Consider the following 23,794-nt stretch of genomic DNA (forward strand, 5'->3'; position numbering starts at 1 on the left):
CGGGGCCTCTCCCTGCCCGTTCGGTTTATGAACGGAATGTTTCACAGCATTTCACGCCCGTAAGCGAAACAATCGAGGCAGTCCCGGCCATCGGCACACACGCGGTTTTCTCTGCGAAGCAGCCCGGCCACGCGCTTCCACTTTCGCGAGGAAACCACCGTGAGCGTGAAACCACTGAGCAAAGGCCCCAACGATCAGGCAGGCGGTGACGGCCTGCGTTTCGACAACGTCATGCGTCTGAGCCTGAAGGCCGAAGGTAATCCCAAGCCCAAGGAAGACCGCGTCGCTACCGACAACGAGACGTGGCCGCCAGTGGACAAGACCCAGGTCGAAGCGCCCAAGGATGGAAAGATCCGTTACCAGTTGGATGGTCAGGGCGTGGTGGTGGACCGCTCGGTCAACCCCGAGCTGTACAAGTTCCTGCTCAACCTGCATGCCCTCAACCAGTCCCCCGAGCAGAAGGCCCAGGTGGTCGCGGCGATGGGCGACGACCACGCTATCGCCGACCGCAATACCGAGGTGCAGAAGGCGGGCGACTACACCCAGTTCAAGTGGCAGGGCAATCTCGAAGACACCGAGGTGATCACCTACATCACCACCAACGGCGAAACCGTCAGCGTCTCCAAAGCACTGACCCCAGAGCTGTTCGCTTCGGTGCAGCAGATCGGCCTGTCACGCTATACCCTCGAGCAGCGCGTGGCCGATGGCCGTGAAGTCGCCGGTGCCGACACCTATGTGGCCGAGCACGACATTGCCGTCTGGGGTAGCCCGGACGAGTTCGGCAACGGGGTCATCCAGTTCGAGACCAAGGACGGCAAGAAGTACGTCGTATCCGAACACGAAAACAAGGAAATGTACGACCGGGTCGCCGGGATGTGGAGTGACCACGTCAAAGGCGGCGACTCGATCCAGGACCTTCGTGACAAGTACGACCTGCCCGACCTCGATGCACTGGATCTGCTCGGCCAGAGCAGCGGCGAGAAGGCCAACAAGGACGACAAGGAAGAGATGACGGTGGTCGAGCTGGCCACCAAGAACCTGCTCGACAAGTACAAGAAGCTCATCGACGACGGCAAGGTCGACAAGGACAGCGACGTCTACAAGCTGGTCAAGGCCATCGAGGCCAAGGCAGCCATGGAAAGCGGGCACCGCATCACCCCCTACATCGAAGACCCACGCGGTGGCGACACCACCTGGCGGAAGTTCGACACCGATGGCGAGACGCTGAGCGAAGAGGATATGCAGGACATCCTCAACGGCAACTCGGTGGATAAGCTGCTCAGCGAAATGTTCACCAGCGGCGACGGCGAGAAGGACAAGATCGGCAAGGAATTCCAGGCCGAGCTGGACAGTGCCATCGAGAAAATCAGCGGCGAGGACAAGACCAAGCTGGCCGACGAGATCTACGAAACCCTGACCAGTCTGGACTTCGTCGAATACCTCGCGGACATGAAGAAACAGGGGCTCGACAGCGAGGGCCAATCGGAAGTCGCCCGCCTCGCTTCGAGCCTCGAACTGCTCGACCCGGAGCGCGCCCGCAAGGCCGAGTCGGAGCTCAAGCAGAACAGTATCCTGGTCGAGATCGATACCCTGGTCGGCGACCCTGGAGCGATCCCCGACGAATACAAGGAGATGGCCTACAAGGACATGGGGGCGCTGATAAAGACCGTGCTCAAGTCCGCCGACATCCCTCGCCGCGTCCAGGACAGCATCGAGAAGTTCTACAACGAACTGCTCAACGACAAGACCAAGATGGCCGACTTCGTCGAGCTCAGCAATCAGCTCAACAACGGCACCATCAGCCAGGCTGATTTCGACCAGCAGCTACAAACCAAATACATCCCGGCGGAAGTCAGCAAGGATGACTTCACCAGGGCCATAGGCACGCTCAACCAGTACGGCGTACTTGGTACCATCTCCGCGTTCGGCTCGCTGGGCGGCGCGATTTACATGCTTTCGGCCAAGAACGGTCAACTGTCCGACGAGCCATTGGAACGCCTGGCCATCGCCAAGGATTTCATCACCTTCCTCAGTGGCGGTGCGCAGTTCGAAAAGACCAAGATCTTCGACAAGTTCACCAAGACCAATACCGCCGAACTGCTGGGCCTGAGCAAAACGCTGCCGGAAATCTGGGGCAAGGAAAATGGCACGATCGGCAAGACGATCGAAGGCTTCCTGCGCGAACGCGGCATCTCCGGTATCCCCGACGCGGTAGAGAGCCGCGCCAACAGCGTCATCGAGCTCGGCTCGCTGAATGGTGGTGGCGGCGGCAACGTACTCGATCAGGTCAGGCTTTCGGCTGAAGCCGCAGGCATCGGCCCCCTGGACGACGACGGCATTCGCGCCCTGCTGGACGACGTCGTCCAGCGTGCCGGCGGCAATCCACCCGCAGACTACTCGCGCTACAACAGCCTCAATCAGCTCGCCAACGAGCAGAACCTCGTGATAACCGAGGACACCATCAATCAGAGCATCGCCGAAAGACAGGCCGCGGCGGGTCTGGGGCAGGTGCCCGACGATGCTTCGATTCTCGAGTTCGCCGATCACCTGGAAAACGCAGCCAGTCGTCCGCTGCCGCCCTCCACGACATCCTCAGGCTATTCGGTCTACGAAGATGCGGTGGAGTTCTTCGAAGAGCGCAATATCGCTCCACCCAGTGTCGAATCCTTCGAGCGGGTGATGAGTGAGCGTGCCTCGGCGGCACCCGGTGCAGACGTGGAGCTGGATCGTCAGGCCATCGAACAGATGTACGAGCAGGACAACCGCCCACCACCCGCAGCGGACGTGCTCGATGACGCCATCGAACCGATCAACGATGCCATCCGCAACAATCCTCCGGCGCAGAGCGTCGTCGACAACGCGACCGTTCGCGACGCCCTGAGCCCCAACGGCGCGGTAGACGTGCCGTCCATCAAGCCCGGCCTGGCGGCAAAGATTGGCGGCACGCTGACCAAGGTGTTGGGCGTGGCACCGGACATTCTCAGCGTTGCGGATATCGTCATGGGCGGCTACGCGATCAAGGACGCCATCGCCAACAACAGCGATATGGGCAAGGCGGCTGGTGCCCTGCAGATCATCAGCGGCGTGGCGGGCACAACGGCCGGCGTGATCGGCACCGCCGGCCTGTTCGCCAGCATCGGCGCGCTGGCTGGAGCGACCGGCCCGCTGTTTCTGATCACCGCGGGCCTCGGGCTGATCGCCGGCATTATCGGCATCTTCGTCGACCACGAGAAAAAACAGAAAGCCACCGACAAGGAAGGCCAGTGGTTCAAGGATCTCGCCGAACTCGGCCTGACCCAGGAAGACTGGGGCGACAAGCTCGAGTACGCGCGCTACAGCTTCTACGAGTACGAAGGCCGCGACGCCCCGGCAGGGCAGAGCATCTACGACTACCAGAAGGATGAATGGGAGCACTTCAAGGAAACGCCCCAGGAAGGTGGCTCATCCATCAACCGTCTGGATGACGACATGCACCTGGCCAAGTTCGACAAGGACTTCTATCAGGACAATCGCGAAGTCATGCACACCATCCGCGAGCGCTGGGACGACTGGAACGGCAAGGACGCCATCGTCAGCAAGAAGGACCTGGAAAAGATCGCCAACGGCGACGGCAGCGACGAAGAGAAGGCGGCCGCACGCTTCCTGCTCGACAACAGCGAGTTCTTCGACCAGCTCGATACCCAGTGGGGCAAGGGCGGCCAGGATGGCAAGGTAAGCACCAACGATCTCAATACCTGGCTGAAGATGGTCGGCGCCCATGAGGACCAGTACGACCGAGCCTTCTTCGACGAGCACAAGGGCATCATCGACACCATCCGTGATCGCTGGGACGACTGGAACGGCAAGGACGCCATCGTCAGCAAGAAAGACCTGGAGAAGATCGCCAACGGCGATGGCAGCGACGCCGAGAAGGAGGCGGCGCGCTTCCTGCTCGACAATCAGGGCTTCTTCGACCAGCTCGACAACCTGGCCAAGAACGACAAACGTGACGGCAAGATCAGTACCGGCGACCTGGAAACCTGGTTGAAAGCCATCGGCGTGGAGAAAACCGACAAGAGCGACCTGACCTACAACCCCAACGAAAACACACCGGCCTGGCGGGTGATGCGCGGTTGATTGGCCAGAACGGTTCGATTGGCAATGGACTCCTCTGGTGGGCTGAAGCCCACCCTACTCCCCAGGGGCATCAACCGTAGGGTGGCGCTTTAGCCCACCAAAGCCATCAATACCGATGGTGGCTGGCTATTCAGCATGCGGCTCGGAGCTTCGGGCGGTGGGCGTTGTCGGTGGTGGGCTGAAGCCCACCCTACTCCACAGGGGCATCAACCGTAGGGTGGCGCTTTAGCCCACCAAAGCCATTCAACGCCGATGGTGGCTGGCTATTCAGAGCATGCGGCTCGGAGCTTCGGGCTGTGGACGTTGTCGATGGTGGGCTGAAGCCCACCCTACCCCCAGGGGCATCAACCGTAGGGTGGCGCTTTAGCCCACCAAAGCCATTCAACGCCGATGTTGGCTGGCTATTCAGAGCATGCGGCTCGGAGTTTCGGGCCGCGGGCGTTGTCGGTGGTGGGCTGAAGCCCACCCTACGGCGCGCGGTTTGGCTTCAAGGGCCCCGCTGAGGCCCGGGCCGGCAGCGCTATCCAACCGGCAACCCGATCACCCGGCCGACATACGCGGAGCGCGGCATGTCTCGCTGCGAATCGGCCAGTTCGGCGACGCGCCTGGCGACCTGTTCATCGAAGGGCGCCGAGCGGCCGCTGGCGGTGTCGATGTTCATCAGCATCTGTTCGCTTTCGGCCACTGTCTGCCCGTCGTCGCAGCGCTCGATCAGGTGATGGATGTGCAGGCGCTTGCGGTCATGGCCGAGCAGTTGGCTGCGCACCTGAACGCCCACACCAAGTTTCACCTCGGCGAGAAAATTGAGGTGGCACTCCAGCGTGTAGAGCGTATGCGCGGTACGCGCCCTGCCTGCCTCGTCGAGACCGAGGAGCTCCATCAGCCCATCGGTGGCGAAGCTGCAGATCAGCAGGTAGTAGGCATCGCGCAGGTGGCCGTTGTAGTCGACCCAGTCGGCCTGCACCGCGGTTCGGTAAGTAACGGGCAGCATGCTCATTCCTCGAAGGTGAAACCATGGCGCGCCTTGGTCTGGCGCACGGCATCGAGTACCGCCAGCAGGCAGTCGTCGCGGTAGCGCTCCAGCTCGGCGATGCTGCGCTGGCCCTGCTGCACGCCGGTACCGGTGACCACATCGTCGATCAGCGCTTCGGTCAGCTCAGGAGCTTGCAGATAGGTCCAAGGCAGCTTCAGCGCCGGCCCGAACTGGGCCATGAAGTGGCGCATGCCGGCGTCGCCGCCCGCCAGGGTGTAGGTCATGAAGGTGCCCATGAACGACCAGCGCAGCCCGGCACCGAAGCGGATCGCGTCGTCGATCTCACCGGTGGTGGCCACACCATCGTTGACCAGGTGCAGCGCCTCGCGCCACAGCGCCTCGAGCAGGCGGTCGGCGATGAAACCCGGGACTTCCTTGCGCACGTGCAGCGGGCGCATACCCAGCGCGCGGTAGATGGCGCTGGCGGCCTGCACGGCCTCAGGCGCGGTGCGCTGGCCACCGACCACCTCCACCAGCGGCAACAGGTACACCGGGTTGAACGGATGGCCGACCACACAGCGTTCCGGGTGATGCGCCCCGGCATAGAACTCGCTGGGCAGCAGGCCGGAGGTGCTGGAGCCGATGATCACATCGGGGCGCGCGGCGGCGCTGATCCGGGCGTGCAGGTCGAGCTTGAGCTCGAGGCGTTCGGGTGCGCTCTCCTGGATGAAGTCGGCATCGGCAACACAGGCATCGAGGTCATCGAAAAAGCGCAGTCGATCCAGCGTTGCTCCTGGCGCCAGCCCCTGCTTCTGCAGGGCCGGCCAGGCATTGGCGATGCGTGTGCGCAGCGCCGCTTCGGCGCCCGGCGCCGGGTCCCAGGCATGCACGTCGAGGCCATGGGCCAGGGCACGGGCGACCCAGCCCGCACCGATCACGCCGGTGCCGAGGGCGGCGAAGATTTTGATATCGGTAATGAAGGACATTTCCAAGCTCCAGGCTAAAGGCTCAGCGTTTTTTCAGGTTCATCTTTTCGCGCCCTTCGGCCGGGCTCAGCACCCGCCCGCCAAGACGCTCGATGATCTCGGCCGCACGCTCGACCAGCGAGCCGTTGCTGGCCGGCACGCCCTTGTCCAGCCAGATGTTGTCTTCCAGGCCGACGCGCACGTTGCCGCCCAGCAGCATGGCCTGAGCGAGCATGGGCATCTGCATGCGGCCAATGCCGAAGCCGGCCCAGGTCAGGCCCGGTGGCAGGTTGTCGACCATGGCCTTCATGGTCGTGGTGTCCGCCGGTGCGCCCCAGGGAATCCCCAGGCACAGCTGGATCAGCGGGTCGTCCAGCAGGCCTTCCTTGATCATTTGCCTGGCGAACCACAGGTGGCCGGTGTCGAAGATTTCCAGCTCGGCCTTCACGCCCAGCTCGGTGATGCGCTTGGCACCAGCGCGCAGCTGCGCCGGGGTGGAGACGTAGATGAAGTCGCCGTCGCCGAAATTCAGGGTGCCGCAATCCAGGGTGCAGATCTCCGGCAGCAGCTCCTCGATATGGGCCAGGCGGGTCAGCGGGCCGACCAGATCGGTACCGGTGCCAAATTCCAGCGGCTGTTCGCCCCGGCCGATCTCCAGGTCGCCCCCCATGCCGGCAGTGAGGTTGATGATCACGTCGGTGTCGCTCTCGCGGATGCGCTCGACCAGCTCGCGGTACAACGCCCCGTCGCGGCTCGGCTTGCCGGTCTGCGGATCACGAACATGACAGTGGGCGACAGTGGCACCGGCCTTGGCGGCCTCGATGGCAGCGGCGGCGATCTGCTTCGGGGTGACCGGAATGGCCGGATGACGGCCAACGGTATCGCCAGCGCCGGTGACCGCACAGGTGATGATGACTTCATTGTTCATGTTCGATCTCCTCTTCTTCGGGGCGAACGCCGCCACCGCGCAAGCACGGTAACGACACGGGATGGGATTAGCGGTTGGCGTTCAGGGCTTCGGCGGCAGGCTTGCCGTCACGGGTAGTGACGCCTTCCAGCCAGCCGGCGACGGCCTCGGGGTTGGCGGCAATCCACTCACGCGCCACCTTGTCCGGTGCCTGGCGATCCATGATCGGCTGCATCAGCTCGGCCTCCTGCTCACTGGTGAAACGCAGGCTGGTCAGCAGGCGATTGGCGTTGGGGCAGCGCTGGGCGTAGTCCGGCGACGTCACCGTGGAAACCGTCGCAGCCCCGTCGTTGGGGCCGAACACCCCTTCGGTGCCGCTCAGGTAGGTGATCGGCATCTGCAGGTTCATCGGATGCGGCTTCCAGCCGAAGAACACCACCGGTTTCTCGCTGCGCACCGCACGGCCCACGGCGGCGAGCATGCCGGCCTCGCTGGATTCCACCAGCTTGAACTCACCGAGACCGAAGCGGTTCTGGTCGATCATCTTCTGGATCGCCATATTGGCGCCGGAACCGGCCTCGATACCGTAGATCTTGCCGTCCAGCTGGCTCTTGAAGCGCGGGATATCGGCCAGGGTCCTGAGGCCCTGCTCGGCGGCGTAACTGGGCACGGCGAGCACCGCAACGGCGTCGTTCAACGACGGCTGCTCGGCCACCTTCACCGCGCCGGAATCGAGGAAGGGCTTGATGTTGTCGTCCATGATCGGCTTCCAGTAGCCGAGAAAGGCGTCGACCTGACCCTTCTGAATGCCGGCGAAGATGATCTGCTGCGACGCCTGGGTCTGGGTCGTTTCATAGCCGAGGCCCTGCAGCAGTTCGCTGGCCACGGCGGTGGTGGCGACGACGTCCGTCCAGCCGACGGCGCCAAGGCGAACGGTCTTGCAACTCTCCTCGTCGGCGGCCAGCAAGGGCGTACTCAACAGGGTAAGCGTGCAGCACGCTGCGAATGCGGTAAGCGCTTTCATCGATAGGCTCCTCTCAACGGTTTGATCTGGTTTTTAGTACCGTGACCGGAAAAGCGTGATTCCGATGCATGCACCTTACGCAGATACCCGGCAAGCGATTCGCACTATATCGACACAAATCCAGACCATACCGACTTGATCGGAGAGCGCTCCTGCCGTTAGATGCGGATTCCACACGCGGGGCTCCGCCATGTCGCACCACTTCTGTTTCTTCCTGCTGCCTGGGTTTTCGATGATGGGGCTGATGTCCGCCATCGAGCCGTTGCGGGTTGCCAATCGCTTTCACGCACACTACAGCTGGCGCCTGCTCAGCGACGATGGCCAGGCCGTACCGGCCAGCAACGGCATGTCGCTGAATGTCGACGACGCTCTGGATGACGAGTTGGCGGATGCCAGCCTGTTCGTGGTGGCCGGTTTCGATCCGCTGGCGACGTTCAGCCCGCAGTTGGCGAGCCGCCTGCGCCGAGCGGATCGGGAGTGCCGGGTGCTGGGCGGCATCGACACCGGCAGCTTCGTGCTGGCCGAGGCCGGGCTGCTGGAAACACGGCAGCGCTTCACCCTGCACTGGGAGGCGCTGGATGCCTTTCGCGAACGTTATCCACAGTTGCAGCCGACCCAGGAACTGTTCGAAATCGATGGCCGGCGCATCACCAGTGCAGGCGGCACCAGCAGCCTCGACCTGATGCTCGGGCTGATCGGCCGCGACCATGGCGAGCCGCTGTCGATTCAGGTATCCGAGCAGTTCGTGCTCGGCCGCATCCGTACGCGGCTGGATCACCAGCGCATGCAGGTCAGCAGCCGCTATGGCATCCACGACAAGAAGCTGGCTCTGGTGATCGCCGAGATGGAGCGCTGCACCGAGGAGCCTCGTTCTCCCGGGCAACTGGCCGACACGGTGGGCATCACCACCCGACAACTGGAGCGGCTGTTCCGTCAGCACCTGAACACCACGCCCATCACCTTCTACCTCGGCCTGCGGCTCGACAAGGCACGCCATCTGTTGCGCCAGAGCGACCTCAGCGTGCTGGAGGTGGCGCTGGCCTGCGGCTTCGAGTCGGCCTCCTACTTCGCCCGCCGCTACCGCACCCGCTTCGCCGTCAGCCCGCGCCAGGATCGACACGAAACGGCCCCACCCACCCTACGACCGTGAAAAGGCGCAAGCAGCCTACGGGCTGCAAAGTGGCGTAAGCGGTCATCGGTGCAGTATCTGTGGGAGCGGGCCATGCCCGCGATTTTTCGCGCGCATGGCGCGCTCCCACATTGGATCGGCGAACGGCGGCTATCGCCTTGTAGTTGCATGCCGGTCATCCCCTGCTCTGGAACAGGCCTGCCCAGAGAGGCTTATCCATTCACGACTTCGCCTTGACGCTTTCGGCAATCCCCCAGTCGTTTTTGCACCCGGTCGATCGGGCGTCGAGGCATATGCTCCCCACAAAGCGCCAGCAACGAATCTGGTGCCACCAATCAAGGGGAGCAGCCTGATGAGCCCAGCCGAATTGCACGCCGACAGCATCGTCATCGACGGTCTGATCATCGCCAAGTGGAACCGTGAACTGTTCGAAGACATGCGCAAGGGCGGCCTGACGATGGCCAACTGCACGGTGTCGGTCTGGGAGGATTTTCAGGAAACCATCGATGCCATCGCCTCCAGCCAGAAACTGATCCGCGAGAACAGCGACCTGGTGATGCAGGTGCGCAGCACCGCCGACATCCGCCGCGCCAAGGAACTGGGCAAGACCGGCATCCTCTTCGGCTTCCAGAATGCCCATGCGTTCGAGGACCAGATCGGCTACGTGGAGATCTTCAAGCAGCTCGGCGTGGGCATCGTGCAGATGTGCTACAACACCCAGAATCTGGTCGGCACCGGCTGTTACGAGCGTGACGGCGGGCTGTCCGGCTTCGGTCGCGAGATCGTCGCCGAGATGAACCGCGTCGGCGTGATGTGCGACCTGTCCCACGTCGGCAGCAAGACCAGCGAGGAAGTCATCCTCGAATCCACCAAGCCCGTCACCTACTCCCACTGCCTGCCGTCCGGCCTGAAAGAACACCCGCGCAACAAGTCCGACGCCGAGCTGAAGTTCATCGCCGACCACGGCGGCTTCGTTGGCGTGACCATGTTCGCGCCCTTCCTGGCCAAAGGCATCGACTCGACCATCGACGACTACGCCGAAGCCATCGAGTACGTGATGAACATCGTCGGCGAAGACGCCATCGGCATCGGCACCGACTTCACCCAGGGCCACGGCCAGGACTTCTTCGAGTACCTGACCCACGACAAGGGCTACGCCCGCCGCCTTACCAACTTCGGCAAGATCGTCAACCCGCTTGGCATCCGCACCGTAGGCGAATTCCCCAACCTCACCGAAACCCTCCTCAAGCGCGGCATGAGCGAACGCACCGTGCGCAAGGTCATGGGCGAGAACTGGGTGAGGGTACTCGCCGACGTCTGGGGCGAATGATGAATACCTGCGCAGCCTACTGCGCCCACCGATAGCTGCGGCGCGTCCTCGCGGCGTGCTCGCTACGGCTCCACAGGCATTCATCCGCACCGTTCAAACATGCAAGACAACGAATTCTGGAGTTAACAACATATGGCCACCCACGCCCCCGAAATGCCCATCCAGGTCGACGACGAAACCGGCGTCTGGACCACCGACGCCCTGCCGATGCTTTACGTACCGCGGCATTTCTTCGTCAACAATCACATGGGTATCGAGGAGGTACTCGGCGCCGACAAGTACGCCGAGATTCTCTACAAGGCTGGCTACAAGTCCGCCTGGCACTGGTGCGAGAAGGAAGCCGAGTGCCACGGCATCGAAGGCGCAGCGGTGTTCGAGCACTACATGAAGCGCCTGTCGCAGCGCGGCTGGGGGCTGTTCGAGATCCAGAAGCTGGATATCGATGCCGGCTACGCGGAAGTGAAGCTCAAGCACTCGGCCTTCGTGTACGTGTACGGCAAGGTCGGCCGCAAGGTCGATTACATGTTCACCGGCTGGTTTTCCGGTGCCCTCGACCAGATCCTTGCGGCCAGGGGCAGCGCCCTGCGTACCGTCACCGTGCAGGAATATGGCGGCTCCGAAGAAGGCCACGAAGATGGCCTGTTCGTTACCCGTCCGCTCTAACGGTCACCAGAGTGGGAGCGTCCCCGCCCGCTCCCACCCATAAAAACAGAACCGTGAACGCTTAGCCGCCGAATCGAGGAGAAGGTCATGGCCTTCGAAGCAATGTTCCAGCCGATCCAGATCGGCAAACTGACCATCCGTAACCGCGTGCTCTCCACCGCGCACGCGGAGGTGTATGCCACCGACGGCGGCATGACCACCGAGCGCTACGTGAAGTACTACGAGGAGAAGGCCAAGGGCGGCATCGGCCTGGCCATCTGCGGTGGTTCCTCGGTGGTGGCCATCGACAGCCCGCAGCACTGGTGGGCATCGGTGAACCTGGCGACCGACCGGATCATCCCGCACTTCCAGAACCTGGCCGACGCCATGCACAAGCATGGCGCCAAGATCATGATCCAGATTACCCACATGGGCCGTCGCTCGCGCTGGGATGGCGGCCACTGGCCGACCCTGATGTCGCCGTCCGGCATCCGCGAGCCGGTGCACCGCGCCACCTGCAAGACCATCGAGCCGGAGGAAATCTGGCGGGTGATCGGCAACTACGCCCAGGCCGCACGCCGGGCCAAGGAAGGCGGCCTGGATGGCGTCGAACTGTCCGCCGTGCACCAGCACATGATCGACCAGTTCTGGTCGCCACGGGTCAACAAACGCACCGACGAATGGGGCGGCAGCTTCGAAGGCCGCATGAAGTTCGGCATGGAAGTGCTCAAGGCCGTGCGCGCCGAAGTGGGCGACGATTTCTGCGTGGGCATGCGCATCTGCGGCGACGAGTTCCACCCGGACGGTCTGTCCCATGACGACATGAAGCAGATCGCCAAGTACTACACTGACACCGGCATGCTCGACTTCCTCGGCGTGGTCGGCTCGGGCTGCGATACCCACAACACCCTGGCCAACGTCATCCCCAACATGAGCTACCCGCCGGAGCCGTTCCTGCACCTGGCGGCTGGCATCAAGGAAGTGGTCAACGTGCCGGTGCTGCACGCGCAGAACATCAAGGACCCGAACCAGGCCACGCGCATTCTCGAAGGCGGCTACGTGGACATGGTCGGCATGACCCGCGCGCACATCGCCGATCCGCACCTGATCGCCAAGATCAAGATGGGCCAGATCGACCAGATCAAACAGTGCGTCGGCGCCAACTACTGCATCGACCGCCAGTACCAGGGCCTGGACGTGCTGTGCATCCAGAACGCCGCGACCAGCCGCGAGTACATGGGCCTGCCGCACATCATCGAGAAATCCACCGGGCCGAAACGCAAAGTGGTCGTCGTCGGCGGCGGCCCGGCCGGGATGGAGGCCGCCCGCGTGGCCGCCGAACGCGGTCATGACGTGACCCTGTTCGAGAAACAGGAGCAGCTTGGCGGGCAGATCACCCTGGCCTCGAAAGCCCCGCAACGTGACCAGATCGCTGGCATCACCCGCTGGTATCAGTTGGAGCTGGCACGCCTGGGCATAGACCTGCGCCTGGGTACCGCGGCCGACGTGGACACCATCAACGACCTGCGTGCCGATATCGTCGTGCTCGCCAATGGCGGCCACCCGTTCCTCGAACAGGTCGAGCACTGGGGCGCGGCCGAAGGCCTGGTGGTCAGCAGCTGGGACATCCTCAGCGGCAAGGTGGCGCCGGGCAAGACCGTACTGGTGTACGACACCATCTGTGAATTCACCGGTATGTCGGTGGCGGACTTCCTCGCCGACAAGGGTGCCCAGGTCGAGATCGTCACCGACGACATCAAGCCGGGCGTGGCCATCGGCGGCACCAGTTTCCCGACCTACTACCGCAGCATGTACCCCAAGGAAGTGATCATGACCGGCGACATGATGCTGGAGAAGGTCTACGCCGAGGGCGACAAGAAGATCGCCGTGCTGGAGAACGAGTACACCGGCGCCAGGGAAGAGCGCGTGGTCGATCAGGTGGTGGTCGAGAACGGCGTGCGCCCGGACGAGGGCCTGTACTACGCGCTGAAGGAAGGCTCGCGCAACAAGGGCCAGATGGACATCGACGCGCTGTTCGCCATCCAGCCACAGCCCGCGCTGAGCCAGGCCGGTGAGGGTTACCTGCTGTTCCGCATCGGCGACTGCGTGGCCCAGCGCAACACCCATGCGGCGATCTATGACGCGCTGCGGCTTTGTAAAGATTTTTAAGCAGCCTCCCTGTAGGAGCCGGCTTGCCGGCGATGAACGATAACGCGGCCCAAGCGACAACCGCGGAGCCCGAATCGCTGGCAAGCCAGCTCCTACAAGACCCTTGCGGGAGCTTCACCATGCTTGGCACCCTTCTCCCCATCCTGCTCTTCGCCGCCCTCGGCCTGGCCGTACTCGGCGCCGCGAAACGCTTCTTCATGTGGCGCCGTGGCCGACCCGCCCAGGTCGACTGGCTCGGCGGCCTGCTGAACATGCCGCGGCGCTATCTGGTCGATCTGCACCACGTGGTCGAGCGTGACGCCTACATGTCGAAAACCCACGTGGCGACGGCGGGCGGCTTCGTGCTTGCCGCCGTGCTGGCGATCGTCGTGCATGGTTTCGGCCTGCACAACCGCATCCTTGGCTTCGCCCTGCTGGCCGCGACGGCCTGCATGTTCGTTGGCGCCCTGTTCGTCGCCAAACGCAGACGCAATCCGCCGGCGCGGCTGTCGAAAGGCCCGTGGATGCGCCTGCCGAAAAGCCTGCTGATGTTCTCCGCGAGCTTCTTCATCGCCACGCTGCCGGTGGCCGGCATTCTGCCCACCGACTTCGGCGGCTGGGTGCTTGCGGCACTCCTGGCCGTGGGCGTGGCTTGGGGGGTGTGCGAACTGTTCTTTGGCATGACCTGGGGCGGGCCGATGAAGCATGCCTTCGCCGGCGCCCTGCACCTGGCCTGGCACCGCCGCAGCGAACGCTTTGGCGGGGGTCGCTCCACCGGCCTCAAGGCACTCGACCTGAGCGATCGCAAAGCACCGCTGGGTGTGGAAAAACCCACCGACTTCACCTGGAACCAGTTGCTCGGCTTCGACGCCTGCGTGCAGTGCGGCAAGTGCGAGGCCATGTGCCCGGCCTTCGCGGCTGGCCAGCCACTGAACCCGAAGAAACTGATCCAGGACATGGTCATCGGCCTGGCCGGTGGCAGCGACGCCAAGTTCGCCGGCTCGCCCTATCCTGGCAAACCACTCGGTGAGCACAGCGGCGGCCCGCATCAGCCCATCGTCTCGCTGCAGGGCAAGGCGCTGGTCGATGCCGACACCCTGTGGTCATGCACCACCTGCCGCGCCTGCGTGGAGGAGTGCCCGATGATGATCGAGCATGTCGATGCCATCGTCGACATGCGCCGCCACCTGACCCTGGAGAAAGGCTCGACGCCGAACAAGGGTGCCGAGGTACTGGAAAACCTCATCGCCACCGACAACCCGGGCGGCTTCGCACCGGGCGGACGGCTGAACTGGGCCGCTGACCTGAACCTGCCGCTGCTCAGCGAGAAACAACGCACCGACGTGCTGTTCTGGGTCGGCGACGGCGCCTTCGACATGCGCAACCAGCGCACCCTGCGCGCCTTCGTGAAGATCCTCAAGGCGTCCGGGGTGGACTTCGCCGTGCTCGGCCTGGAGGAACGCGACAGCGGTGACGTGGCGCGCCGTCTCGGCGACGAGGCGACCTTCCAGCAACTGGCCAACCGCAATATCGCCACCCTGGCCAAGTACCAGTTCAAGACCATCGTCTCCTGCGACCCGCACAGCTTTCACGTGCTGAAGAACGAGTACGGCGCCCTGGGCGGCCATTATCAGGTCATGCACCACAGCACCTTCATCGAATCGTTGATGCAGCGCGACCTGCTGCCTCTCGGTCAACACAAGGGCGGCAGCGTGACCTATCACGACCCCTGCTACCTGGGCCGCTACAACGGCGAATATGAGGCGCCGCGCACGGTGCTCAAGGCCATCGGCATCGAAGTCAGGGAAATGGCCCGTTCCGGTTTCCGCTCACGCTGTTGTGGCGGTGGCGGCGGTGCGCCGATCACCGACATCCCCGGCAAGCAGCGGATTCCCGACATGCGCATGGAAGACATCAAGGAAACCGGTGCCGAACTGGTGGCCGTCGGCTGCCCGCAATGCACCGTGATGCTCGAAGGCGTGGTCGAACCGCGCCCGCAGATCAAGGACATCGCCGAGCTGGTGGCCGAGGTACTGATCGAAAACGACGTACTGCAAAAGCAACCAGCGCCGCGACGTGAACTGGCGGAGGTGCCGTGATGATGGAACACCCCACTCACGTAGGAACCCGCTTGCGGGCGGTAGTGGCCACACGCTGCGCCAACGATGAGATCGCATCGCCGGCAAGCCGGCTCCTACAAAAAAGCGCCGTGGAGATGCCGACATGAGTGACCTGATCCGCCGCGACCCGCGCGCCGAATGGATCGCACGCAATCGCCTGCATCCATTGCACGCCGCCCTGCAGACTCAGCAGACCCAGTGGCTCGGCCCCAACGGCCTGGTACGCAAGAATCCGCACGCCGCTGCCGCCGGCTTCATCGGCCCGGCCGGACTCAAGCGCATCGACCGCAGCGGCACGCAGCAGGGCGGCTCGAACAAGCGCCAGAGCGCCAGCGCGGAAGTGCAGTTGCCACTGCACGTGGTCGAGCAGCCAGCGTTCGTCATCGCCGTGGTGCCGGACATGGTCGGCGGCCGCCTGAGCAGCCACGACAAGGATCTGCTTGGCCTCGCCCACCAACTGGCTGGCAACGACGGCGCGGTACTTGCCGTGGTGTTTGGCGAAATCCGCGAAAGCACCTTCGAGACCGCAGGCGTGGACCGTCTGGTCCACCTCGATGGCGATGAGTACGCAGGCTACTCACCGGAGCAGCGCGTGCTTGCCCTGCGTGCCGTGGAAAGCCAGTTCGCGCCGCGTCACTGGTTGCTGCCGGACAGCCGCAACGGCGGCGGCGAACTGGGCCGACGCCTGGCTGCCAGCCTCGGCGAGCGCCCGGCGACGCGTGTCTGGCAGGTCCGGGACGGGCAAAGTACAGGCCGTGCTGGCGCGGGCCGCGAAGATATCGCCCAGGTAGCACCCCGCCTCATTCTTGCCGCTGCGGAATGCGCCGAACCGGTCAGCGAAAGTCGCCACGAAGCGCGGCGGGTCGAGCTGTCGGCGCAGGTCGCGCGCAACCTGCCGCGTATCGAAGACCTGGGCTCGGTGGCCGTCGACCCGGCGCAGATTCCCATGGCCGAAGCGGAGTTCATCCTCTCCGGCGGCAATGGCGTGAAGGACTGGGCCCTGTTCCATCGCGCCGCCGCGACGCTCGGCGCCACCGAAGGCGCCTCGCGGGTGGCAGTGGACGACGGCCACATGCCTCGCGGCCGCCAGGTCGGCGCCACCGGCACCTGGGTCACCGCCCGCGTGTACATGGCGGTCGGCATCTCCGGCGCGATCCAGCACCTGCAAGGCATCGGCGCCTGCGACAAGGTGGTGGCGATCAACCTCGACCCTGGCTGCGACATGATCAAGCGAGCGGACATGGCAGTGATCGGCGACTCCGCCGCCATCCTCCAGGCCTTGATGGAACGGGTCGAAGCCCATCGCCAGGGAGCCAGACGCGATGCCGCATGAGCAGCCTATCGCGGGCATGGCCCGCTCCCACGAGATTGAAATGCCCGCGAAATCCCAAGTATCGGTGGAGTTCCAGCATGGCTGAATTGAACGTCGTTGCCCTCGTCTCCATCGGCGCGCACCCGGCATCGGGACGGCCGCGGCGCGCCGAGCAGGATGCCCGCGCCGTGGAACTGGGCCTGAAGCTGGCAGGTGAAAAGCTCAATGTGGTGCATGCCGGCGATCCGCACGAAGAAACCCTGCGCGCCTACCTGGGCATGGGCCTGCCCGGCCTCAGCGTCCTCGAACAGACTCGCGAGGCCGATGCCCTGCCGGCCCTGGCCGAGCACCTGCAACGCGCCAAGGCACAGTTGGTGCTGACCGGCAGCCAGGCGGAAACCGGTGAAGGTTCGGGCATGCTGCCCTACCTGCTGGCCGAGCGTCTGGGCTGGCCGCTGATCGTTGGCCTGGCGGAAGTGGAAAGCATCGAAGGCGGCAGCGCCCAGGTGCTGCAGGCACTACCCCGGGGGCAACGGCGCCGGCTCAAGGTACGCCTGCCCTTCGTCGCCAGCGTCGACGGTGCGGCACCGGCCGCTCGCCAGAGCGCATTCGGCCCGGCCCGCCGCGGCACTGTGGATAATGAATCGGTGGAGCTGGTCGACGACCCGCTCTATGCCGATGCCCAGTGGCAACCGGCCCGTCCGCGACCCAAGCGCCTGAAGGTGATCAAGGCCAAGACCGGTGCCGAGCGCATGAAGGCGGCCACGGCCAAGGCTTCAGGTGGCGCAGGCCAGGTGCTCAACGGCGTCTCGCCACAGGAGGGCGCAGAGGCTATCTTCAAGTTGTTGCTGGACGAAGGCGTACTGCGCTGACGGGGCGCCGATCTTCACACACTCCACGAGGACAGGACGATGATGCACGCCGAATTGATCGACCAGGAAGATCTCCGCGAACGCTTGGTAGCCCTGGGCATCAGCATTCCCAGCGGCGCCAGCGCCGAGCAGGCCTGCGAGTACGCGGTCACCGGCCTGTGCCCGGAACGCGCCGTGGCCCTGCGCCGCATGGTCGAAGACATACTCGCCGGTAGCGCCACCGTGCTGCCGACCGTGCGCGAAGCCATCTCCCGCACCCTGCTGCCGGCGCTCGTGCCACGCCGCTAGGGCTGGGCAAGCGCAGCCGTCCTGCTCGGCAAACCGCCACGCGTTGCACACAAATACTGTGCATGCGCCTGTGGATAAACTGTTGAATAACTGCCAGCCGCCCGCCAGCACGGGCGCTGCAGGCAGTTGTCCGTTTTTTGTCCATGCTTCTCTCGACGGTATCGCCGAGAGGCCCTTTCCAGGGCCTTTGCCGTGATGAACGCGAAGAACGAGCAGCGTTTTCTTCAGCACCAATAGCTTGCGCACAAATACTGTGTGCGTGGCTGTGGATAAGCTGTTTGGAAAGCGCTGAAAGCCCGGTGACACATGGCTTTCGAGCGGCTGGTGCTTTTTTGTACTCAGCATCCCTGGCGACCACCCTTGGGTCGTCACAAGCGACGGCAAAAATCGCCCCAGGCGATTTTTCGCTCAGCATGCATCCGGTGGTAACGGCCAGAAGCCGTCACCGCCATTCGGATCAGAGGATGCGTACGCTGGCGAAGGTCGACTCACCCTGAGCACGGCTGAGCGCGGACATGGCGGAAGACGACTCGTGCATCAGGTCGTCATGGATCGGCACCAGGGAAATCACGTTCGAGCTGCTGCCGGCGCGCTCATCGCGCGGCGGAATGCCGAAGTACTCGCGGTAGCACTTGGAGAAGTGCGGGGTGGAGACGAAGCCGCAGACCGAGGCGACTTCGATGATCGACATCGAGGTCTGCTTGAGCAACTGCCGGGCGCGTATCAGGCGCAGCTTCAGGTAATAGCGCGACGGTGAGCAGTGCAGGTACTTCTGGAACAGCCGTTCCAGCTGGCGACGCGAAACATCCACGTAGAGCGCCAGTTGATCGAGGTCGATGGGCTCCTCGAGGTTGGCTTCCATCAGGGCGACGATTTCCTGCAGTTTCGGCTGATTGGTGCCGAGCATGTGCTTGAGCGGCACGCGCTGATGATCCTGCTCGTTGCGAATGCGCTCGTAGATGAACATCTCGGAGATCGCCGCTGCCAGTTCGCGACCATGCTCGCGGCCGATCAGGTGCAGCATCATGTCCATCGGCGCAGTGCCGCCGGACGAGGTATTGCGGTTGCGGTCGATGGAGAACAGCCGCGTGGTGATGGCCGCACGGGGGAAGGCCTCCTGCATCGCGGCAAGAAACTCCCAGTGCACGCTGCAATCGTAGCCGTCGAGCAAACCGGCCTTGGCCAGCGCCCAGCTGCCCGTACACACCGCGCCCATCTGCCGGCCCTGACGAGCCTGGGCCTGCAGCCACTGCACGTGTTCGCGGGTGACGCTGCGCTGGATGTCCACACCGCCACAGACGATCACCGCGCTCAGGGCTGGCGCGTTGGCGGTACAGGCATCCGGGGTGATCTGCAGACCGTCGCTGGCGCACACCGGCAAGCCATTGAGGGTCAGGGTGTGCCAGCGATACAGCTCCTTGCCGGAGAGCTGGTTGGCCATGCGCAGGGGCTCCACGGCAGACGCCAGGGAGATCAGGGTGAAATTGTCCAACAGGAGAAACCCGATGGATTGGGGAACACGGCTCTGGAGCTGCGCTCCTTGATTGAACTGTGACATCGGTGAACCCTCACGCTAAGCACGTTGTGAGCCTTCATCGCGAGGCTCTGATTTTCTTGTATTCACGGCACAAGGCAGTCAAGCAGATGGCCTATGCAACGCAAAGGTCATGCCGACATTGAACGGTCGTTCAACAAAAACGTGCACCAGGCTGGAACGCCCCGGCAGAGCGAGCCGCGGGGGCTCGCAGATGCTTCGTGAAATAGCCGTGAAGTGCCCTGCCACAAGGGCCTGAGCATTTTGGTAGCACTGCCGCCAATGGGTGTTCCCGTACATTTGTGAGGGTTACCTGCCGACAGTAACGGAGGCTGTGACCGAGTAGTCACGGCAATGACGATTCGGCCCGCGCTTCACCTGCACCAAAAGCTGGCGGATGACCGGTCATCTGAGCAAAAAGCGCCCACGGGCGACAGTCAGGATTTCCTTCTATCTGCCGCGCCCATCGACGATCATGGCGAACGGCCGGCACGGCATTATCAAAGCCGGCTCATCTCGATCCATCGACAGCCATCGGCTCTCGGATCCCTGCCGCCTACATGGCCAGCAGACGACCAGTACAGTGTAAAAAACGCACGTTCAGCGACGCTTTTGCAGCGACCGACAGGCTTACATACGTTTTTTTTCGAATTCGCTACAGCCCCCGGTTCACCTAGCCTAAGGCCGGCTGAAAAGCTGAGAACCGCGCCACATGCGGCCTCCAGCTTTGGCCAAGGGTAGAAAAAATCTGTTATGGTTTTTTAGGCGACGCACCTTGGTGTCGTCGCCCAACACGTCAGGGTCGCAATTCGATAATTGCCGCGACCGCAAGACTATATCGTTGAGTCAGCCGATTTCGTCGCTGTCGCTCTTGACCAGAGTGGCAGACCGGAGCCCTCCGCTCCGGACCGAAGAACAGATAAGTGCTGGCTACCGCAACAGGGCGCCAGTCCAACAAGAAATTTCGGATGTACGCGCATCTCGGATGAGATGTGAATTCCCAAAGGACTGGGCTTCGTAACACTGCCAGAGGGTTTGGAAAGCAGTTTGCAGCACGGCAATGCATTATTCATTCGACACGAAATCCAGGAATGCCGGGGGCTGCGAGCAGCCAGGGCAGGTCTCTGGGAGCGTGCGCGAGTGCCAGCAGAACGCCATGTAACAGAACGCTGTCCAAACCTCGGAACCGTGTATATACCCACAAGCAAGAACAGTCGACATCGCCTGACGAACGCCCGGTGGGCGCTCGGCAGGCCGCGTGTAGCTGCTCTGGATGTCTACTGAAGGGGAACCATCCCATGCAGTCTGGAAAAATCGTCGTCGAGAACCTCTACAAGGTGTTTGGCGACAAGCCGCAAGAAGCCATCGACCTGCTCAAGCAAGGTTGGAGCAAGGACAGAATTCTCGCCGAGAAAGGCGCCGTCATTGGCGTCAGCGACGTCTCGTTCAGCGTCGAGGAAGGTGAAATCTTCGTACTGATGGGCCTCTCCGGCTCCGGTAAATCCACCCTCATCCGCCTGATCAACCGGTTGGTCGAACCGACTGCCGGAGACGTCTTCATCGACGGGCAGAACGTCGCCAAGCTGCCCAAGGATCAACTGATCGAACTGCGCCGCCGCGACATGAGCATGGTCTTCCAGTCATTCGCACTGATGCCCTCGCGCACCGTTCTGGACAACGCCGCCTTCGGCCTCGAAGTGGCCGGCAAGGGCCGCAAGGAGCGCGAAGAGCGCGCCATGCAGGTCCTCACCCAGGTTGGTCTGGATACCTTCGCCAGCAAATTCCCCCACGAGCTCTCGGGCGGCATGCAACAGCGCGTCGGCCTGGCTCGCGCCCTGGCAGTCGACCCCTCGATGATCATCATGGATGAGGCCTTCTCGGCCCTCGACCCACTCAAGCGCCGCGAGATGCAGGACATCCTGCTCGAGCTGCAGAAGACCGACCGCCGCACCATCATCTTCGTGTCTCACGATATCGAAGAGGCCATGCGCATCGGCAGTCGCATCGGCATCATGGAAGGCGGCAAGCTGATTCAGGTCGGCACGCCACAGGAACTCATCGACAATCCTGCCAACGAATACGTGCGCAACTTCTTCGATACGGTCGACACCAGCCGCTATCTCACCGCTGGCCAGCTCAAGTCCGACAGCGTGCCGATCTACGTGCACAACGGTAAAGCGCCCGATGCGCAAACCGTTTGCCGTGAGCTGCAGGAACAGGACAAGCACTACGCCTTCATCGTCGACGAAGACAACAAGTTCCAAGGCTCCATCAGCCTGGAGAAGATCGCCCTGCTGGTCGAAGGCGGCGAATCCTGCTCCCTGAACCAGGCCGTGCTCAAGGAAATCAATCCGGTTCCCGAGGACATGCCACTGGATCAGGTGATCGGTCGCCTGGTGGACAACGAGGGTCCGATCCCGGTGGTCGACCAGGACGGCAATTACAGTGGCGCCATCAGCAAAGGCCGCCTCCTGACTCGTCTGCAGGGAGAATGACATGAGCGAGAAACTGGATCTGGGAAGCTGGGTCAACGACTCCGTACAACACCTGCTGGATAACTACAGCGGCGCTTTCGACAGCATCGGCAGCGTGGTCAGCGGCTTTTCCGAAGGTATCGAGGCGGTACTCATGCTGCCCCCGGCCTGGCTGCTGATCGCCATCTTCGTGGCCCTCGGCCTGTGGCGTATCGGCTTTCGCTTCGCGGTGTTCACCGCCATCGCCTTCGTGCTGATCGTCATGACCGGCTTCTGGGAGCAGACGGTAGTGACCCTCGGCCTGACCTTCTCGGCGACCCTGATCAGCTTGCTGATGGGTATTCCGCTGGGCATCTGGGCGGCCAAGAGCGAGCGCGTGTCGACCATCATCCGGCCGATTCTGGACTTCATGCAGACCATGCCGGCGTTCGTCTACCTGATCCCCGCGGCCATGCTGTTCGGCCTCGGTCGCGTGCCCGGCATCATCGCCACGGTGATCTTCGCCATGCCACCTGCGGTACGCCTGACCAGCCTGGGCATCCGCCAGGTCAACAAGGAAATCGTCGAGGCTGGCCAGTCGTTCGGCTGCAACGGTCGCCAACTGCTGTTCAAGGTGCAGCTGCCCAACGCGATGCCGTCGATCATGGCGGGCGTCAACCAGACCATCATGATGGCCCTGTCGATGGTGATCATCGCCTCCATGGTCGGCGCGGGCGGCCTGGGTAACGACGTGCTGGCCAGTATCCAGCGTCTGGACATCGGCCTGGGCTTCGAAAGCGGCATGGCCGTGGTCCTGCTGGCGATCATCCTCGACCGCATCACCGAGAGTTTCGGCACCCCGCAAACCGCGGCGAACCGTGCCGGCTGGCTGAACTGGTTGAGCGCTCGTCTGCAACGTCAGTAAGCGGCCATACTCAGCGTTCTTTCAACTCTACAAGGATCCGCGGATGAACAACTTTTACAAGGTGGCGGGCGTAGGTGTGCTGTCCTGCGTGCTGATGCAGGGCGCCTGGGCTCAAGAGCCGGCAAGCTGCAAGCAGGTGCGTTTCGCCGAGATCGGCTGGGCCGACATCGCTGCTACCACCGGTGTGGCCATGACGCTGACCGAAGGCCTCGGCTATCAGCCGCGCAAGACCATGGCCTCGGTGCCAATCGCCTTCACCGGTGTGAAGAACAAGCAGATCGACGTGTTCCTCGGTTACTGGGCGCCATCCATGGACTCGGTGATCGAGCCGTTCACCAAGGACAACAGCGTCAAGGTCCTGCCCAAGGCCAACCTCGAAGGCGCCAAGTACACCCTGGCCGTGCCGACCTATGCAGCCGAAGCGGGCCTGAAGAGCTTTCAGGACATCGCCAAGTTCAAGGATCAGCTGGGCGGCAAGATCTACGGCATCGAGCCGGGCAACGACGGCAACCTGCTGATCGAAGGCATGATCAAGGGCAACACCTTCGATCTCGGCGATTTCAAGATGATCGAGTCCAGCGAGGCCGGCATGCTGGTGCAGGTGCAGCGCGCGATTCGCAAGAAAGAGCCGGTGGTCTTCCTCGGCTGGGCACCGCACCCGATGAACACCCAGCAGGACATCACCTACCTGTCCGGTGGTGACGACGTGTTCGGCCCGGATTATGGCGCCGCCAAGGTTTACACCGTGGTACCGCCGGATTACGAAGCGCGCTGCGCCAACGTCGGCAAACTGCTGAACAACCTGCAGTTCAACGTCGATATCGAAAGCCAGCTGATGGAAAAAGTGCTGGAGAAGAAAGACCCGGCCGAGGTGGCCAAGGAGTGGATCAAGGCTAACCCGCAGGCGCTCGACGCCTGGCTGGAAGGCGTGACCACGTTCGATGGCCAGGATGGCGTTGCTGCAGTGAAGAAATTCGTCGGGCTCTGAACGAGCCCGCACTCACCGCGACCCGGCTGCTGGCAGCCGGGTCAGGTACAGACAGGCAACGCACGGTG

General features: G+C 63.3%; 17 protein-coding genes. 12 read left to right on the forward strand and 5 right to left on the reverse strand.

Going from position 1 to position 23,794, the window contains the following annotated elements:
* Positions 1 to 159 precede the first annotated feature (159 nt).
* Positions 160 to 4,116 (forward strand): hypothetical protein, encoded by a 3,957-nt coding sequence (locus tag FHR27_RS19465; RefSeq protein WP_179539324.1) that lies wholly within the window; start codon positions 160 to 162, stop codon positions 4,114 to 4,116.
* A 520-nt stretch (positions 4,117 to 4,636) separates the two neighbouring features.
* Here the strand turns inward: FHR27_RS19465 and FHR27_RS19470 are convergent.
* The 4 genes from FHR27_RS19470 to choX all read right to left on the reverse strand — a co-directional run bounded on the left by FHR27_RS19470 (position 4,637) and on the right by choX (position 7,985).
* Positions 4,637 to 5,107, reverse strand: a complete 471-nt coding sequence (locus FHR27_RS19470) for a thioesterase family protein (RefSeq protein WP_042554237.1) — start codon at positions 5,105 to 5,107, stop codon at positions 4,637 to 4,639.
* Between the two features lie 2 nt (positions 5,108 to 5,109).
* Positions 5,110 to 6,075: an L-carnitine dehydrogenase gene (locus tag FHR27_RS19475; RefSeq protein WP_179539325.1), complete on the reverse strand. Its 966-nt coding sequence runs from the start codon at positions 6,073 to 6,075 to the stop codon at positions 5,110 to 5,112.
* A 22-nt stretch (positions 6,076 to 6,097) separates the two neighbouring features.
* Entirely contained in the window at positions 6,098 to 6,982 is an 885-nt protein-coding gene (locus FHR27_RS19480) for a 3-keto-5-aminohexanoate cleavage protein (RefSeq protein WP_179539326.1), read from the reverse strand.
* 67 nt (positions 6,983 to 7,049) lie between these two features.
* The gene (gene choX, locus FHR27_RS19485) at positions 7,050 to 7,985 is read right to left on the reverse strand and encodes a choline ABC transporter substrate-binding protein (RefSeq protein ID WP_042554234.1); all 936 of its coding nucleotides are present in this window, start codon (positions 7,983 to 7,985) and stop codon (positions 7,050 to 7,052) included.
* 190 nt (positions 7,986 to 8,175) lie between these two features.
* Between choX and FHR27_RS19490 the strand changes: the two genes are divergently transcribed.
* The 8 genes from FHR27_RS19490 (at position 8,176) to FHR27_RS19525 (ending at position 17,826) form a co-directional block, all read left to right on the forward strand.
* Positions 8,176 to 9,135 (forward strand): GlxA family transcriptional regulator, encoded by a 960-nt coding sequence (locus FHR27_RS19490; RefSeq protein WP_042554233.1) that lies wholly within the window; start codon positions 8,176 to 8,178, stop codon positions 9,133 to 9,135.
* 331 nt (positions 9,136 to 9,466) lie between these two features.
* On the forward strand, positions 9,467 to 10,444 hold the full coding sequence (locus FHR27_RS19495) for a dipeptidase (RefSeq protein ID WP_042554232.1): 978 nt from the start codon (positions 9,467 to 9,469) through the stop codon (positions 10,442 to 10,444).
* A gap of 132 nt (positions 10,445 to 10,576) precedes the next feature.
* A complete protein-coding gene (locus FHR27_RS19500) occupies positions 10,577 to 11,107 on the forward strand; it encodes a DUF5943 domain-containing protein (protein WP_179539327.1) in 531 nt (176 codons plus the stop codon).
* A gap of 87 nt (positions 11,108 to 11,194) precedes the next feature.
* Positions 11,195 to 13,255 (forward strand): dimethylglycine demethylation protein DgcA, encoded by a 2,061-nt coding sequence (gene dgcA / locus FHR27_RS19505; RefSeq protein WP_042554230.1) that lies wholly within the window; start codon positions 11,195 to 11,197, stop codon positions 13,253 to 13,255.
* 119 nt (positions 13,256 to 13,374) lie between these two features.
* Positions 13,375 to 15,333 carry a dimethylglycine demethylation protein DgcB gene (dgcB, locus tag FHR27_RS19510; RefSeq protein WP_179539328.1) on the forward strand — a complete coding sequence of 653 codons (1,959 nt, stop codon included), beginning with the start codon at positions 13,375 to 13,377 and terminating at the stop codon, positions 15,331 to 15,333.
* Positions 15,334 to 15,457: 124 nt separating this feature from the next.
* Complete coding sequence (etfA, locus tag FHR27_RS19515; RefSeq protein ID WP_179539329.1) at positions 15,458 to 16,687, forward strand: electron transfer flavoprotein subunit alpha; 1,230 nt, start codon at positions 15,458 to 15,460, stop codon at positions 16,685 to 16,687.
* A 77-nt stretch (positions 16,688 to 16,764) separates the two neighbouring features.
* A complete protein-coding gene (gene etfB, locus FHR27_RS19520; RefSeq protein ID WP_179539330.1) occupies positions 16,765 to 17,538 on the forward strand; it encodes an electron transfer flavoprotein subunit beta in 774 nt (257 codons plus the stop codon).
* A 39-nt stretch (positions 17,539 to 17,577) separates the two neighbouring features.
* The gene (locus FHR27_RS19525) at positions 17,578 to 17,826 is read left to right on the forward strand and encodes a hypothetical protein (RefSeq protein ID WP_042554226.1); all 249 of its coding nucleotides are present in this window, start codon (positions 17,578 to 17,580) and stop codon (positions 17,824 to 17,826) included.
* Positions 17,827 to 18,283: 457 nt separating this feature from the next.
* On the opposite strand, the gene FHR27_RS19530 is transcribed toward FHR27_RS19525, so the two are convergent.
* Entirely contained in the window at positions 18,284 to 19,384 is a 1,101-nt protein-coding gene (locus tag FHR27_RS19530; protein ID WP_042554225.1) for a GlxA family transcriptional regulator, read from the reverse strand.
* 1,274 nt (positions 19,385 to 20,658) lie between these two features.
* On the opposite strand from FHR27_RS19530, the gene FHR27_RS19535 reads away from it, so the two are divergent.
* From FHR27_RS19535 to FHR27_RS19545, 3 genes are read left to right on the forward strand one after another with little or no spacing between them, the layout of a single operon-like run.
* A complete protein-coding gene (locus FHR27_RS19535; protein WP_179539331.1) occupies positions 20,659 to 21,855 on the forward strand; it encodes a quaternary amine ABC transporter ATP-binding protein in 1,197 nt (398 codons plus the stop codon).
* A 1-nt stretch (position 21,856) separates the two neighbouring features.
* Positions 21,857 to 22,738 (forward strand): ABC transporter permease, encoded by an 882-nt coding sequence (locus tag FHR27_RS19540; RefSeq protein ID WP_042554223.1) that lies wholly within the window; start codon positions 21,857 to 21,859, stop codon positions 22,736 to 22,738.
* 43 nt (positions 22,739 to 22,781) lie between these two features.
* Complete coding sequence (locus FHR27_RS19545) at positions 22,782 to 23,726, forward strand: choline ABC transporter substrate-binding protein (protein WP_042554222.1); 945 nt, start codon at positions 22,782 to 22,784, stop codon at positions 23,724 to 23,726.
* The last annotated feature ends 68 nt before the right edge of the window (positions 23,727 to 23,794 follow it).

The organism is Pseudomonas flavescens (assembly GCF_013408425.1).
Classification (GTDB): Bacteria; Pseudomonadota; Gammaproteobacteria; order Pseudomonadales; family Pseudomonadaceae; genus Aquipseudomonas; species Aquipseudomonas fulva_A.

Bases quoted from the DNA above. Each gene is read 5' to 3' on its own strand.
- FHR27_RS19470 (WP_042554237.1), bottom strand. From the start codon at position 5,107: ATGCTGCCCGTTACTTACCGAACCGCGGTGCAGGCCGACTGGGTCGAC.
- FHR27_RS19475 (WP_179539325.1), bottom strand. From the start codon at position 6,075: ATGTCCTTCATTACCGATATCAAAATCTTCGCCGCCCTCGGCACCGGC.
- FHR27_RS19480 (WP_179539326.1), bottom strand. From the start codon at position 6,982: ATGAACAATGAAGTCATCATCACCTGTGCGGTCACCGGCGCTGGCGAT.
- choX (WP_042554234.1), bottom strand. From the start codon at position 7,985: ATGAAAGCGCTTACCGCATTCGCAGCGTGCTGCACGCTTACCCTGTTG.
- FHR27_RS19490 (WP_042554233.1), top strand. From the start codon at position 8,176: ATGTCGCACCACTTCTGTTTCTTCCTGCTGCCTGGGTTTTCGATGATG.
- FHR27_RS19495 (WP_042554232.1), top strand. From the start codon at position 9,467: ATGAGCCCAGCCGAATTGCACGCCGACAGCATCGTCATCGACGGTCTG.
- FHR27_RS19500 (WP_179539327.1), top strand. From the start codon at position 10,577: ATGGCCACCCACGCCCCCGAAATGCCCATCCAGGTCGACGACGAAACC.
- dgcA (WP_042554230.1), top strand. From the start codon at position 11,195: ATGGCCTTCGAAGCAATGTTCCAGCCGATCCAGATCGGCAAACTGACC.
- dgcB (WP_179539328.1), top strand. From the start codon at position 13,375: ATGCTTGGCACCCTTCTCCCCATCCTGCTCTTCGCCGCCCTCGGCCTG.
- etfA (WP_179539329.1), top strand. From the start codon at position 15,458: ATGAGTGACCTGATCCGCCGCGACCCGCGCGCCGAATGGATCGCACGC.
- etfB (WP_179539330.1), top strand. From the start codon at position 16,765: ATGGCTGAATTGAACGTCGTTGCCCTCGTCTCCATCGGCGCGCACCCG.
- FHR27_RS19525 (WP_042554226.1), top strand. From the start codon at position 17,578: ATGATGCACGCCGAATTGATCGACCAGGAAGATCTCCGCGAACGCTTG.
- FHR27_RS19530 (WP_042554225.1), bottom strand. From the start codon at position 19,384: ATGTCACAGTTCAATCAAGGAGCGCAGCTCCAGAGCCGTGTTCCCCAA.
- FHR27_RS19535 (WP_179539331.1), top strand. From the start codon at position 20,659: ATGCAGTCTGGAAAAATCGTCGTCGAGAACCTCTACAAGGTGTTTGGC.
- FHR27_RS19540 (WP_042554223.1), top strand. From the start codon at position 21,857: ATGAGCGAGAAACTGGATCTGGGAAGCTGGGTCAACGACTCCGTACAA.
- FHR27_RS19545 (WP_042554222.1), top strand. From the start codon at position 22,782: ATGAACAACTTTTACAAGGTGGCGGGCGTAGGTGTGCTGTCCTGCGTG.